Here is a 14,668-nt window from a genome sequence, read left to right as displayed (position 1 = left end):
AATCCGCTATTAGGGTGAGGTGCGCGCGTTGTCATTAGTAACCTAACTGTCTATACTCGGCCACCGACCGCCAAGGGCTTTTGGGCTTGCTTTCATTGGGGGTCGCACTCCCTGGGTGGTGCTTACCTGACCAGTCGCACTCCCCAACAACTTTGCCCTGATTGTTAGGGGCTCTTCAGTGTGAAAAAAAGCCGTGAATAGCCAACGACCTGTAAACCTAGACCTAAGGACCATCAAACTCCCCATCACCGGCGTTACGTCGTTCCTGCACCGTGTTTCCGGCATCATCCTGTTCCTGGGCTTGGGCATCATGCTTTATGCATTGAGCAAATCCCTGGGTTCCGAGGAAGGATACGCCGAGGTGAAGGCATGCTTGACCAGCCCGCTGGCCAAGTTCGTAGCATGGGGCCTCCTGTCCGCTCTGCTGTATCACCTGGTAGCCGGTGTGCGCCACTTGATCATGGACATGGGCATCGGTGAGACGCTGGAAGGCGGCCGCCTGGGCTCGAAAATCATCATCGCCATTTCCGTGGTGCTGATCGTTCTGGCAGGAGTTTGGATATGGTAACCAGCGTTACGAACCTATCGCGTTCGGGCCTCTATGACTGGATGGCGCAGCGTGTGTCTGCGGTCGTTCTCGCGGCTTATTTCATTTTCCTGATCGGATACCTCGTCGCAAACCCGGGCATCGGCTACGAGCAATGGCACGGGCTGTTTTCCCACAATGCGATGCGAATCTTCAGCCTGCTGGCCCTTGTAGCCCTGGGCGCTCACGCCTGGGTCGGCATGTGGACCATCGCGACCGACTACCTGACGCCGATGGCGCTGGGCAAGTCCGCGACCGCAGTCCGTTTCCTCTTCCAGGCAGTATGCGGCGTCGCGATGTTCGCTTACTTCGTCTGGGGTGTGCAGATTCTTTGGGGTATCTGATTCATGGCTAACATTCCAACTATTTCCTTCGACGCCATCATCATTGGTGGCGGCGGTGCCGGCATGCGCGCAGCGCTGCAGCTGGCCCAGGGCGGTCACAAGACTGCCGTGATCACCAAGGTATTCCCGACGCGCTCCCACACCGTGTCGGCCCAGGGTGGCATCACCTGCGCCATCGCGTCCGCCGACCCGAACGATGACTGGCGCTGGCACATGTACGATACCGTCAAGGGTTCCGACTACATCGGTGACCAGGACGCTATCGAATACATGTGTCAGGAAGGCCCGGCCGCGGTGTTCGAGCTGGACCACATGGGCCTGCCGTTCTCCCGTACCGAACAAGGTCGTATCTACCAGCGTCCATTCGGCGGCCAGTCGAAGGACTACGGTAAAGGCGGCCAGGCTGCCCGTACCTGCGCTGCGTCCGACCGTACCGGTCACGCGCTGCTGCACACCCTTTATCAGGGCAACCTGAAAGCCGGCACCACGTTCCTGAACGAATACTACGCAGTGGATCTGGTGAAGAACGCCGACGGTGCATTCGTTGGCGTGATCGCCATCTGCATCGAAACCGGTGAAACTACCTACATCCGCGCCAAGGCTACCGTTCTGGCGACCGGCGGTGCAGGTCGTATCTACGCTTCCACCACCAATGCCCTGATCAACACCGGTGACGGCGTCGGCATGGCACTGCGTGCCGGCGTGCCGGTGCAGGACATCGAAATGTGGCAGTTCCACCCGACCGGCATCGCCGGCGCCGGTGTACTGGTCACCGAAGGTTGCCGTGGTGAAGGTGGTTACCTGATCAACAAGCACGGCGAGCGTTTCATGGAGCGTTATGCTCCGAACGCGAAAGACCTGGCGGGTCGTGACGTCGTTGCCCGTTCGATGGTCAAGGAAATCATCGCCGGTAACGGCTGTGGCCCGAATGGCGACCACGTACTGCTGAAGCTCGATCACCTGGGCGAAGAAGTGCTGCACAGCCGCCTGCCGGGTATCTGTGAGCTGTCCAAGACCTTTGCCCACGTTGACCCGGTTGTTGCTCCGGTTCCGGTTGTCCCAACCTGCCACTACATGATGGGCGGTGTTCCGACCAACATTCATGGCCAGGCGATCACCCAGAACGCCGAAGGCGTGGACGAGATCATCCACGGTCTGTTCGCGGTAGGCGAAGTGGCCTGCGTATCGGTACACGGTGCCAACCGTCTGGGCGGCAACTCGCTGCTCGACCTGGTGGTATTCGGCCGCGCGGCTGGCCTGCACCTGGAAAAAGCCCTGACCGACGGCATCGAATACGATGACGCCACCGACGCCAACATCGAGGCCGCCCTGTCGCGCCTGAACGCTCTGAACGAGCGCACTGATGGCGAAGACGTGGCAACCCTGCGTCGCGAGCTGCAAAGCTGCATGCAGAACTACTTCGGTGTATTCCGTACCGGCGAATACATGCAGAAGGGTATTGCCCAGCTGGCCGATCTGCGCAAGCGCATCGCCAACGTCAAGATCAACGATAAGAGCCAGGCGTTCAACACCGCTCGTATCGAAGCCCTTGAACTGCAAAACCTGCTGGAAGTGGCTGAAGCGACTGCGATCGCCGCCGAGGTTCGTAAGGAATCCCGTGGTGCCCACGCTCGTGAAGACTTTGAAGATCGCGATGACGAAAACTGGTTGTGCCACACCCTGTACTTCCCGGGTGACAAGCGCGTAACCAAGCGTGCCGTGAACTTCTCGCCGAAGACGGTTCCGACGTTTGAACCGAAGATTCGGACTTACTAAGGGTGGCTGCCATGTTGAAAGTCAGTGTTTATCGCTACAACCCTGATCAGGACGCTGCGCCGTTCATGCAGGAGTTCCAGGTCGATACCGGTGGTAAAGACCTGATGGTGCTGGATGTATTGGCACTGATCAAAGAGCAGGACGAGGGTTTCTCCTATCGTCGCTCTTGCCGTGAAGGTGTTTGCGGTTCCGACGGCATGAACATCAACGGCAAAAACGGCCTGGCGTGCATCACGCCGCTGTCCGCTGTTGTCAAAGGCAACAAGCTGATCGTTCGTCCTCTGCCAGGTTTGCCGGTTATCCGTGACCTGGTCGTCGATATGAGCATCTTCTACAAGCAATACGAGAAAGTTAAGCCGTTCCTGCAGAACGACACGCCGGCTCCGGCCATCGAGCGTCTGCAGTCCCCGGAAGAGCGTGAAAAGCTCGACGGTCTGTACGAGTGCATCCTGTGCGCCTGCTGCTCGACCTCGTGCCCGTCCTTCTGGTGGAACCCGGACAAGTTCCTGGGTCCAGCTGCCCTGCTGCAAGCGTATCGCTTCCTGGCAGACAGCCGTGACACCAAGACGTCCGAGCGCCTGGCTTCGCTGGATGACCCGTTCAGCGTATTCCGCTGCCGCGGGATCATGAACTGCGTCAACGTATGTCCCAAAGGCCTGAACCCGACTAAGGCCATTGGTCACATCCGTAACATGCTGCTGCAAAGCGGCGTGTAACTGACGTTGTAACAAGGCAGGACCGTTGTGCCCGTAAATGCTACGGCGCAGGCTTCAACCGGCGCCGTAGTTTTAACTTGAGCAGCGACTTACAAAGCCGCGGCTCTTATTTTGAAGAAATGAGACAAGCAGGGGCATTCGGGTTGGTACCCGAACTATCAGCGTGATCCTAAGTGGCTTGTTTTGGTCGCTGCACTTGGCCTTTTGCAAGCAAACTCGGTGTTTTCGCCGGTGGTGTCCCCAAATCGAGGGTGACCAAGCATGCAAGAAAGCGTGATGCAGCGCATGTGGAACAGCGGCTATCTTTCAGGTGGTAACGCTGCCTATGTGGAAGAGCTTTATGAGCTCTACCTGCACGACCCTAACGCTGTGCCAGAAGAATGGCGCACCAAATTTCAGACGTTGTCTTCAGACGGCAACGCTGCCACCGATGTATCGCACGCAACAATTCGCGATCAGTTCGTGCTGCTGGCAAAGAACCAGCGCCGCGCCCAGCCGGTTTCCGCCGGCAGCGTGAGCAGTGAGCACGAGAAGAAGCAAGTTGAAGTACTGCGACTGATCCAGGCCTACCGGATGCGTGGCCACCAGGCGGCCCAGCTTGACCCGCTGGGGCTCTGGCAGCGTCCTGCACCTGCAGACCTGTCGATCAATCATTACGGCTTGACCAATGCCGATCTTGATACGACCTTCCGTGCCGGCGACCTGTTCATCGGCAAAGAGGAAGCGAGCCTACGCGAAATTCACGAAGCGTTGCAGCAGACATATTGCCGCACCATCGGCGCCGAGTTCACGCACATCACCGATTCCGAGCAACGCCACTGGTTCCAGCATCGCCTGGAAGGCGTGCGTGGCCGTCCGGTATTGTCCGCCGACGTGCGCAGCCACCTGCTTGAGCGCGTGACCGCAGCCGAGGGCCTGGAAAAATACCTGGGTACCAAATACCCGGGCACCAAGCGTTTCGGCCTGGAAGGCGGCGAGAGCCTGATTCCGATGCTCGACGAGCTGATCCAGCGTTCCGGTTCCTACGGCACCAAGGAAATCGTGATCGGCATGGCCCACCGTGGTCGCCTGAACGTGTTGGTCAACACCTTCGGCAAGAACCCGCGTGAGCTGTTCGACGAGTTCGAAGGCAAGAAGAAGGTCGAGCTGGGTTCCGGTGACGTTAAATACCACCAGGGCTTCTCGTCCAACGTGATGACCACCGGCGGTGAAGTTCACCTGGCCATGGCGTTCAACCCATCCCACCTGGAAATCGTTTCTCCAGTGGTCGAGGGTTCGGTCCGTGCTCGCCAGGATCGTCGTAACGACACTACCGGTGAAAAGGTCCTGCCGATTTCCATCCACGGTGACGCGGCATTCGCCGGTCAAGGCGTGGTCCTGGAAACGTTCCAGATGTCGCAGACCCGCGGCTTCAAGACCGGCGGTACCGTTCACATCGTCATCAACAACCAGGTTGGCTTCACCATCAGCAACCCGTTGGATGCGCGTTCCACCGAGTACGCCACCGACGTTGCCAAGATGATCCAGGCGCCGATCCTCCATGTGAATGGCGATGATCCGGAAGCCGTGCTGTTCGTGACCCAACTGGCTGTCGACTACCGCATGCAGTTCAAGCGTGACGTGGTGATCGACCTGGTTTGCTACCGCCGTCGCGGTCACAACGAAGCCGACGAGCCAAGCGGCACCCAGCCGTTGATGTACCAGCAGATCACCAAGCAGCGCACCACCCGTGAGCTGTATGCCGAAAGCCTGACCAAGGCCGGTATCGTTGACGATGAACGGGTTCAGGCGAAGATCGATGAATACCGCAACGCGCTGGACAATGGTCTGCATGTCGTAAAAAGCCTGGTCAAGGAGCCGAACAAAGAGCTGTTCGTTGACTGGCGTCCGTACCTGGGTCACACCTGGACGGCGCGTCACGACACCTCGTTCGATCTGAAGACCCTGCAGGAACTGTCCGCCAAGCTGCTGGAAATCCCGGATGGCTTCGTGGTGCAGCGCCAGGTTGCGAAGATCTACGAAGACCGTCAGAAGATGCAAGCCGGCGGCCTGCCGATCAACTGGGGTTATGCCGAAACCATGGCGTACGCGACCCTGGCGTTCGAAGGTCACCCGATCCGCATGACCGGCCAGGACATCGGCCGTGGTACGTTCTCGCACCGTCACGCGGTACTGCACAACCAGAAAGACGCGGGCACCTACATCCCGCTGCAGAACCTGTACGAAGGCCAGCCGCGTTTCGACCTGTACGATTCGTTCCTGTCCGAAGAAGCCGTACTGGCGTTCGAATACGGTTACTCGACCACCACGCCGCAGGCGCTGGTGATCTGGGAAGCCCAGTTCGGCGACTTCGCCAACGGTGCCCAGGTGGTTATCGACCAGTTCATCACCAGCGGCGAGCACAAGTGGGGCCGTCTGTGCGGTCTGACCATGCTGCTGCCACACGGTTATGAAGGTCAGGGGCCGGAGCACTCCTCGGCCCGTCTGGAGCGTTACCTGCAGCTGTGCGCCGAGCACAACATCCAGGTGTGCGTGCCGACCACCCCGGCGCAGATCTACCACTTGCTGCGTCGCCAGGTGATCCGCCCGCTGCGCAAGCCGCTGGTAGTGCTGACCCCGAAATCGCTGCTGCGTCACAAATTGGCCATCTCGACCCTGGAAGATCTGGCGGATGGTTCGTTCCAGACCGTGATTCCAGAGATCGATACGCTGGACGCGGCCAAGGTCACTCGCCTGATCCTGTGCAGCGGCAAGGTCTACTACGACCTGCTGGAAAAACGCCGTGCCGAAGGCCGCGAAGACATCGCCATCGTGCGTATCGAGCAGCTTTACCCGTTCCCGGAAGATGACCTCATGGAGATCATCGCGCCTTACACCAACCTCACCAATGTGGTGTGGTGTCAGGAAGAACCGATGAACCAGGGCGCTTGGTACAGCAGCCAGCATCACCTGCGCCGCAGCATCGGTAACCACAACAAGGCCCTGGGCCTGGAATACGCCGGCCGTGATGCTTCCGCTGCACCTGCGTGTGGTTATGCGTCGATGCACGCCGAGCAGCAGGAAAAACTGCTGCAAGATGCTTTCACTGTTTAACGCCTTCGCGCTGACTGAAACCGAATTTTAAGGACCCACAGATAATGGCTATCGAAATCAAAGCCCCGTCATTCCCGGAATCGGTTGCCGATGGCACCGTTGCCACCTGGCACAAGAAACCAGGTGAGGCCGTCAAGCGTGACGACCTGATCGTCGACATCGAGACCGACAAAGTCGTGCTGGAAGTGTTGGCCGAAGCTGACGGCGTGCTGGGCGCAATCGTTGCCGAAGAGGGCGCTACCGTTCTGTCGAACCAGGTACTCGGCTCGATCGAAGAGGGCAGCGCTGCCGCTGCTCCTGCTGCCGCTGCTGCACCGGCCGCTGCCTCGGCACCTGCTGCCGCTCCGGCTGCGGGTGGCGAAGATCCAATCGCTGCACCGGCTGCTCGCCAGTTGGCCGAAGAAAACGGCATCAACCTGGCTTCCATCAACGGCACCGGCAAAGACGGCCGTGTGACCAAGGAAGATGTGGTCGCTGCTGTTGAAGCCAAGAAAAACGCTCCGGCTGCCGCGCCTGCCAAGGCTGCTGCCCCGGCTGCCGCTGCGCCTGTGTTCGTTGCCGGCGACCGCACCGAGAAGCGTGTACCGATGACCCGCGTGCGTGCCACCGTGGCCAAGCGCCTGGTTGAAGCACAGTCGAACATGGCGATGCTGACCACTTTCAACGAAGTCGACATGACCGAAGTCATGGCCCTGCGTTCGAAGTACAAGGATCTGTTCGAGAAGTCCCACAACGGCGTGCGCCTGGGCTTCATGTCGTTCTTCGTGAAAGCGGCCACCGAAGCGCTGAAACGCTTCCCGGCAGTCAACGCTTCCATCGACGGCGGGGACATCGTTTACCACGGTTATGCAGACGTCGGCGTTGCCGTGTCCAGCGACCGTGGCCTGGTGGTTCCGGTCCTGCGTAACGCCGAACTGATGAGCCTGGCCGAAATCGAAGGCGGCATCGCCGGCTTCGGCAAGAAAGCCCGTGACGGCAAGCTGACCATCGACGAGATGACCGGTGGTACCTTCACCATCACCAACGGTGGTACCTTCGGTTCGATGATGTCGACGCCGATCGTTAACCCGCCACAAGCCGCGATCCTGGGCATGCACAACATCATCCAGCGTCCGATGGCCATCAACGGCCAAGTCGTGATCCGTCCAATGATGTACCTGGCGCTGTCTTACGATCACCGCCTGATCGATGGTAAAGAAGCCGTGACTTTCCTGGTGACCATCAAGAACCTGCTGGAAGACCCGGCTCGTCTGCTGCTGGATATCTGATAGAAGCAGCTGCAGGTCTCAAGTGACAGATTGCCGGATAAGGCAGTTGGGCTTGGGGCTTGCGGCTTGAAAGCTTGCTGCTAAATAGAGGAACTATTTTCATGTCGCAGAAATTTGACGTTGTAGTGATTGGTGCGGGTCCTGGCGGCTACGTTGCCGCCATCAAGGCCGCACAACTGGGCCTCTCGACTGCTTGCATTGAAAAATACACCGACAAGGAAGGCAAACTGGCACTGGGCGGTACTTGCCTGAACGTCGGTTGCATTCCTTCCAAGGCGCTGCTGGACAGCTCCTGGAAATTCCACGAAGCCCAGGACGGCTTCGCGATCCACGGCATCAACCATGCCGGCGTGACCATGGACGTGCCAGCAATGGTCGGCCGTAAAGCCAACATCGTTAAAGGCCTGACTTCCGGCGTTGCGACCTTGTTCAAGGCCAACGGCGTGACTTCCCTGCAAGGCCACGGCAAACTGCTGGCCGGCAAGAAAGTTGAAATCACCAAGCCGGACGGCTCGGTAGAAATCATCGAAGCCGAGAACGTGATCCTGGCCCCAGGTTCGCGTCCAATCGACATTCCACCGGCTCCGGTTGACCAGAACGTGATCGTTGATTCGACCGGCGCCCTGGAATTCCAGGCCGTGCCTAAGCGCCTGGGCGTGATCGGCGCTGGCGTCATCGGCCTGGAACTGGGTTCGGTCTGGTCCCGCCTGGGTTCCGAAGTGACCGTGCTGGAAGCCCTGGACACGTTCCTGCTGGCTGCCGACACCGCAGTGTCCAAGGAAGCGCTGAAAACCCTGACCAAACAAGGTCTGGACATCAAGCTGGGCGCTCGCGTGACCGGCTCTAAGGTTAATGGCGAAGAAGTCGTTGTGACCTACACCGACAAGGATGGCGAACAGACCATCACTTTCGACAAGCTGATCGTGGCCGTTGGTCGCCGTCCAGTGACCACCGACCTGCTGGCTTCCGACAGCGGCGTGAACATCGACGAGCGTGGCTTCATCCACGTTGACGATCACTGCGCTACCACCGTTCCGGGCGTCTACGCCATTGGCGACGTGGTTCGCGGCATGATGCTCGCGCACAAGGCTTCCGAAGAAGGCATCATGGTTGTCGAGCGCATCAAGGGTCACAAGACCCAGATGAACTACGACCTGATCCCATCGGTTATCTACACCCACCCGGAAATTGCATGGGTCGGCAAGAACGAACAGCAGTTGAAAGCTGAAGGCGTTGAAGTTAACGTCGGCACCTTCCCGTTCGCCGCTTCTGGCCGTGCCATGGCAGCCAACGACACCGGTGGTTTTGTCAAAGTCATCGCTGATGCCAAGACTGACCGCGTATTGGGCGTCCACGTGATTGGCCCAGGCGCAGCAGAACTGGTTCAGCAGGGCGCGATCGGTATGGAATTCGGCACCAGTGCCGAGGACATCGGCATGATGGTCTTCTCCCATCCGACCCTGTCCGAAGCGCTGCACGAAGCCGCGTTGGCAGTGAATGGCCATGCCATCCACATCGCCAACAAGAAGAAGCGCTAAGCGAGATAATAAGAAACCACGGCGGAGTTGCCCGTCGTGAGCCTTGCGCGCAAGACTCACCGCGGAATATCCGCTGGACGCAGTCTTGCGCAGCTTTACGGGCCTTGAGCCCCGCAAGTTGCGCAAGCAGCAGTCACAGGTGGCGCGGCACTCATAATGAGCGCAGCGCCGAATGCGCAGTACCTAACGAAGACGGTAAAAAGCATGAATCTTCACGAGTATCAGGGTAAGCAGCTGTTCGCTGAATACGGCCTGCCAGTTTCCAAGGGCTACGCAGTAGACACCCCGGAAGCAGCAGCAGAAGCTTGCGACAAAATCGGCGGCACCGAGTGGGTTGTCAAAGCCCAGGTCCACGCTGGTGGTCGCGGTAAAGCGGGCGGCGTTAAGCTGGTTCGCAGCAAAGAAGACGCCAAGGCCTTCGCACAGCAGTGGCTGGGCAAGCGTCTGGTGACTTACCAGACTGATGCCAATGGCCAGCCAGTCACCAAGATCCTGGTTGAATCGTGCACTGATATCGCTAAAGAGCTGTACCTGGGCGCTGTCGTTGACCGTTCGAGCCGTCGCATCGTGTTCATGGCTTCCACCGAAGGTGGCGTGGACATCGAGAAGATCGCTCACGAAACCCCAGAAAAAATTCTGAAAGCCACTATCGACCCACTGGTTGGCGCCCAGCCATTCCAGGGTCGCGAGCTGGCTTTCCAGCTGGGCCTGGAAGGCAAGCAAGTTGCCCAGTTCGCCAAGATCTTCGTAGGTCTGGCCAAACTGTTCCAGGATCACGATCTGGCCCTGCTGGAAGTGAACCCGCTGGTGATCAAGGCTGACGGCGATCTGCACTGCCTCGACGCCAAGATCAACATCGACGCCAACGCCATGTACCGTCAGCCTAAGCTGAAGACTTTCCACGATCCGTCGCAAGACGATCCGCGCGAAGCGCACGCTGCCAAGTTCGAACTGAACTACGTAGCCCTGGAAGGTAACATCGGTTGCATGGTCAACGGTGCCGGCCTGGCCATGGGTACCATGGACATCGTCAACCTGCATGGCGGCAAACCAGCCAACTTCCTCGACGTGGGCGGTGGTGCTACCAAGGAACGCGTAACCGAAGCCTTCAAGATCATCCTGTCCGACTCCAACGTCGCTGCAGTACTGGTCAACATCTTCGGCGGCATCGTTCGTTGCGACATGATTGCCGAAGGCATCATCGGCGCAGTGAAAGAAGTCGGCGTTAAAATCCCGGTTGTTGTTCGCCTTGAAGGCAACAACGCTGAACTGGGCGCTAAAGTACTGGCAGAAAGCGGTTTGAACATCATCGCGGCTACCAGCCTGACCGACGCTGCTCAACAAGTTGTCAAAGCTGCGGAGGGCAAATAATGAGCGTCCTGATCAATAAAGACACCAAAGTTATCTGCCAGGGTATTACCGGTTCGCAAGGTAGTTTCCACACCCAGCAAGCCATCGAATACGGCACCAAGATGGTTGGCGGCGTAACCCCGGGCAAAGGCGGCACCGAGCACCTGGGCCTGCCAGTGTTCAACACCGTGAAAGACGCTGTAGCTGCCACTGGCGCCACCGCCAGCGTGATCTACGTTCCAGCTCCTTTCTGCAAGGACTCGATCCTGGAAGCGGCATTCGGCGGCATCAAGCTGATCGTGTGCATCACCGAAGGCATTCCTACCCTGGACATGCTGGACGCTAAAGTTAAGTGCGACGAGCTGGGCGTAGTCCTGATCGGCCCTAACTGCCCAGGCGTGATCACTCCAGGCGAATGCAAGATCGGCATCATGCCAGGTCACATTCACTTGCCAGGTAAAGTCGGTATCGTTTCCCGTTCCGGCACCCTGACCTACGAAGCTGTGAAGCAAACTACTGACGCCGGTTTCGGTCAGTCGACTTGCGTCGGCATCGGCGGTGACCCGATCCCGGGCTCCAACTTCATCGATATCCTGAAGCTGTTCCAGGAAGACCCGAAGACCGAAGCGATCGTGATGATCGGTGAGATCGGCGGTTCGGCTGAAGAAGAAGCGGCTGCCTACATCAAGGCACACGTGACCAAGCCGGTTGTTTCCTACATCGCTGGTGTGACTGCCCCTGCGGGCAAGCGCATGGGCCATGCTGGCGCAATCATCTCTGGCGGCAAAGGCACTGCAGACGAGAAATTCGCTGCACTGCAAGACGCAGGCGTTAAAACCGTGCGTTCGCTGGCAGACATCGGCAAGGCCTTGGCCGAGCTGACCGGTTGGGCTGTCAAGTAAGCCTCGCGCTTAGCTGACGCTTTACCAGCAAAGGCCACCTTCGGGTGGCCTTTGTGCATTCTGCAGATTGTTGACGATTCAAATGTGGGAGGGGGCTTGCCCCCGATTGCAGTGCATCAGCCAGCTGATGTGGGACTGACGCACCGCTATCGGGAGCAAGCCCCCTCCCACAATTTTGTTTGTATTGCCAAATTAAGTATGAAAACGCGACATCGAGATGTCGCTTATCGGACAGTACGCCCCGCAACAGTGCGTTTGTCAGGCTAATTCTGTACCCTAGCCGCCTCTTTATGCGTCCGCCTCCCAAAAGGAAGCTGCGCGCTAGACCGGTCGGTGCCCATAAGGGCCGGCAGCATTTCCCTCATCCATAGGGAATCCCTCTCTAAATTCCGATTCAGTAGTGTGGTATTTCCTCAAATGAAAGTGTTGAAAAGCCAGGACATCCTGGCGTTGGGCTTCATGACCTTCGCCCTGTTCGTGGGCGCCGGCAACATCATCTTCCCGCCTATCGTTGGTTTGCAGTCCGGGCCTCATGTCTGGATGGCGGCGCTGGGCTTCCTGATCACCGCCGTTGGCCTGCCGGTGGTCACCGTGATCGCCCTGGCCAAGGTCGGTGGCGGCATGGACGCGCTGAGCAGCCCGATCGGCAAGATCGCCGGTGGCCTGCTCGCGGCGGCGGCGTATCTGGCGGTAGGGCCGCTGTTCGCCACCCCGCGTACCGCGACCGTGTCGTTTGAAGTGGGCCTGGCGCCGCTGACCGGCGAAAGCCCGCTGGCGCTGTTCCTCTACAGCTCGGTGTATTTCCTGGTGGTGTTCTTTGTCTCCCTGTACCCAGGCCGACTGCTGGACACCGTGGGTCGCTTCCTGGCGCCGCTGAAGATCATCGCCCTGGCCATCCTCGGCATTGCCGCGTTTGCCCTGCCGGCAGGTGAGGTGGGTGTCGCCACCCCGGAATACGTCGCCGCACCGTTTTCCCAGGGCTTTATCAATGGCTACCTGACCATGGATACCCTGGGGGCGCTGGTGTTTGGCATTGTGATCGTCAATGCGATCCGTTCCCGTGGTGTCGAATCGCCCAAGCTGATCACCCGCTACGCGATCATTGCCGGGTTGATTGCCGGCGTCGGTTTGGCGCTGGTGTATGTCAGCCTGTTCCGCCTCGGGTCGGGCAGCCATGAAGTCGCTGCCGGCGCTGCCAATGGCGCCGCAGTGCTGCACGCTTATGTTCAGCACACCTTCGGTTCCCTGGGCAGTGGGTTCCTGGCTGTATTGATCTCCCTGGCATGCCTGGTCACTGCCGTCGGCCTGACCTGCGCATGTGCCGAGTACTTCAGCAAAATCCTGCCGCTGTCCTACAAGACCCTGGTAGTGATCCTGGCGCTGTTCTCGCTGTTCGTGTCGAACCTGGGCCTGACCAAGCTGATTGCGTTCTCGATCCCGGTACTCACCGCGATCTACCCGCCGTGCATCGTGCTGGTGGCCTTGAGCTTCTGCAAAGACTTCTGGCAGGAACAGGGCCGTATCGTCGGGCCGGTGATGCTGGTGTCGTTCATCTTTGGTTGCATCGACGCGCTCAAGGGCGCAGGCCTGGCAGGCTGGATGCCTTCGCAGCTGGCGAACCTGCCGCTGAGCGAGCAAGGCCTGGCGTGGCTGGTGCCGTCGGTGATGACGCTGGTTGTGGCGGTCGTCATTGATCGCATGCTGGGTAAGCGCAGCGAAGCCATCGCATAACAAGCGGGTTTCATGCAGTACGGAAATGCCTCGTATCAATCGATACGGGGCATTTTTTTTGAGCGCAAGGCAGTGTCTTTTTCTTTGCGCTAACGTCGAACAGACGCAAAAAGTTTCTCAATCTTCTTTCTGCAAGGACCCGCATGTCGTTCGTCGAAGCCAATCAGATCCACCTGCTTGCCGCCCTCTGGTTCATCCTGTGCTGGGGCGGCTACACCCGTTATGCCACCTGGAAAGCCCGAGACACCGCGTGCCTGGCCAGCGTGCTGCATTTGTATCGCGAGGACTGGATGCGCCGCATGCTGCTGCGTGACAACCGCATCGCCGACGCCAGCGTGATCGGCAACCTGGAGCGTAATGCCTCATTCTTCGCCTCCAGCACCTTGATCATCCTCGCCGGCATTCTCACGGTGCTGGGGGCTTCCGAGCGGGCGGTGTCATTGCTGGCGGACATACCCATGGTGCAGCAGGCCTCCCAGGGCATGTCGGAGATCAAGCTGCTCTGCCTGGCGCTGGTCTTCGTGTATGCCTTCTTCACCTTCAGTTGGTGCATGCGCCAGTACAACTTTGCCGCGGTGCTGGTCGGGTCGGCACCGATGATCGGTGAACGGCATGTGTCGGAGCAGGAGCGCAAGGCGTTTGCCCTGCGTGCGGCGCGGGTGATCTCCATGGCCGCCAACCAGTTCAACTTTGGCCTGCGTTCTTATTACTTCGGCATGACCATGCTGGCGTGGTTCGTCAGCCCCTGGTTGTTCATGTTGATGAGTGCCGGGGTGGTGTTTGTGTTGTATCGCCGGGAGTTTCATTCCGACGTACTGCAAGTGATGGTGTATACGCAGACGGATACACCGATGCCTGAGCCCGCCAAAGAGGAGATTTAATGCGTGACGCGCTGAGTTAAAAACAACAGGCAAAGTAAAGCCCGCTATATAAGCGGGCTTTCTTTTTGCAGCGAAGCTATTTCATGCCGCGGTATCAGGAACCGGTGGCAGGAGTAGCTGGTGCTGCTTCTTTTGCGGCGGCTTCGTTCGATTCAGCCTGAGCTTTGGCAGCATCGGCGTTTTCTTTCGCAGCGTCGTTCACTTTATCCTGAGCTTTCGCCATGTCTTTTTGAGCTTGCTCAGAATGCGCTGCGGCATCTTGGGCTTTGTCTTCGGATTTCTTGTCGCAAGCAGCGAGACCGAGGGCAGCGGCCAACATCATGGAAATAGCTAAAGTCTTACGCATGGGGTGTTTCTCCTTAGTGAAGATATCTACTGGCCTTTCGAGCATGGCCGTTCAGCATTAGTTCCTTTTATTCCACAGATATATAAACAACGACCTCAAAGGAACTTTCGCCCGCACCGTCTATTTCGCCCATCAAC

At 58.7% G+C, this 14,668-nt stretch carries 12 protein-coding genes; 11 read left to right on the top strand and 1 reads right to left on the bottom strand.

Going from position 1 to position 14,668, the window contains the following annotated elements; genetic code table 11:
• Positions 1-193: 193 nt before the first annotated feature.
• The 11 genes from sdhC (at position 194) to V3W40_RS20170 (ending at position 14,185) form a co-directional block, all read left to right on the top strand.
• On the top strand, positions 194-568 hold the full coding sequence (gene sdhC, locus V3W40_RS20220) for a succinate dehydrogenase, cytochrome b556 subunit (RefSeq protein WP_003172804.1): 375 nt from the start codon (positions 194-196) through the stop codon (positions 566-568).
• Positions 562-930 carry a succinate dehydrogenase, hydrophobic membrane anchor protein gene (gene sdhD / locus V3W40_RS20215; RefSeq protein WP_003172805.1) on the top strand — a complete coding sequence of 123 codons (369 nt, stop codon included), beginning with the start codon at positions 562-564 and terminating at the stop codon, positions 928-930. The genes sdhC and sdhD overlap by 7 nt, the downstream gene beginning before the upstream one ends.
• A 3-nt stretch (positions 931-933) precedes the next feature.
• Positions 934-2,706, top strand: coding sequence for a succinate dehydrogenase flavoprotein subunit (gene sdhA, locus V3W40_RS20210; RefSeq protein WP_065924487.1), 1,773 nt, complete (start codon positions 934-936; stop codon positions 2,704-2,706).
• An 11-nt stretch (positions 2,707-2,717) separates the two neighbouring features.
• Positions 2,718-3,422, top strand: a complete 705-nt coding sequence (locus V3W40_RS20205) for a succinate dehydrogenase iron-sulfur subunit (RefSeq protein ID WP_003172807.1) — start codon at positions 2,718-2,720, stop codon at positions 3,420-3,422.
• A gap of 261 nt (positions 3,423-3,683) precedes the next feature.
• Positions 3,684-6,515 carry a 2-oxoglutarate dehydrogenase E1 component gene (locus V3W40_RS20200; RefSeq protein WP_065924488.1) on the top strand — a complete coding sequence of 944 codons (2,832 nt, stop codon included), beginning with the start codon at positions 3,684-3,686 and terminating at the stop codon, positions 6,513-6,515.
• A 44-nt stretch (positions 6,516-6,559) separates the two neighbouring features.
• Positions 6,560-7,783 carry a 2-oxoglutarate dehydrogenase complex dihydrolipoyllysine-residue succinyltransferase gene (odhB, locus tag V3W40_RS20195; protein ID WP_330215545.1) on the top strand — a complete coding sequence of 408 codons (1,224 nt, stop codon included), beginning with the start codon at positions 6,560-6,562 and terminating at the stop codon, positions 7,781-7,783.
• Between the two features lie 101 nt (positions 7,784-7,884).
• Positions 7,885-9,321, top strand: a complete 1,437-nt coding sequence (lpdA, locus tag V3W40_RS20190; protein WP_065924490.1) for a dihydrolipoyl dehydrogenase — start codon at positions 7,885-7,887, stop codon at positions 9,319-9,321.
• A gap of 204 nt (positions 9,322-9,525) precedes the next feature.
• Complete coding sequence (gene sucC / locus V3W40_RS20185; RefSeq protein ID WP_003233235.1) at positions 9,526-10,692, top strand: ADP-forming succinate--CoA ligase subunit beta; 1,167 nt, start codon at positions 9,526-9,528, stop codon at positions 10,690-10,692.
• On the top strand, positions 10,692-11,573 hold the full coding sequence (gene sucD / locus V3W40_RS20180; protein ID WP_003172813.1) for a succinate--CoA ligase subunit alpha: 882 nt from the start codon (positions 10,692-10,694) through the stop codon (positions 11,571-11,573). Before sucC ends, sucD begins: the two co-directional genes overlap by 1 nt.
• A gap of 417 nt (positions 11,574-11,990) precedes the next feature.
• Positions 11,991-13,304 carry a branched-chain amino acid transport system II carrier protein gene (gene brnQ, locus V3W40_RS20175; RefSeq protein WP_065924491.1) on the top strand — a complete coding sequence of 438 codons (1,314 nt, stop codon included), beginning with the start codon at positions 11,991-11,993 and terminating at the stop codon, positions 13,302-13,304.
• A gap of 143 nt (positions 13,305-13,447) precedes the next feature.
• Positions 13,448-14,185, top strand: a complete 738-nt coding sequence (locus V3W40_RS20170) for a DUF599 domain-containing protein (RefSeq protein WP_027607062.1) — start codon at positions 13,448-13,450, stop codon at positions 14,183-14,185.
• Between the two features lie 94 nt (positions 14,186-14,279).
• On the opposite strand, the gene V3W40_RS20165 is transcribed toward V3W40_RS20170, so the two are convergent.
• Positions 14,280-14,531 carry a hypothetical protein gene (locus V3W40_RS20165; RefSeq protein ID WP_010211724.1) on the bottom strand — a complete coding sequence of 84 codons (252 nt, stop codon included), beginning with the start codon at positions 14,529-14,531 and terminating at the stop codon, positions 14,280-14,282.
• Positions 14,532-14,668 lie beyond the last annotated feature (137 nt).

It is taken from the genome of Pseudomonas sp. AM8, from assembly GCF_036346475.1.
Taxonomy (GTDB): domain Bacteria; phylum Pseudomonadota; class Gammaproteobacteria; order Pseudomonadales; family Pseudomonadaceae; genus Aquipseudomonas; species Aquipseudomonas marginalis.
The sequence above is the reverse complement of the archived record's forward strand: the minus strand, read 5'-3'. Positions and strand labels throughout refer to the sequence as shown.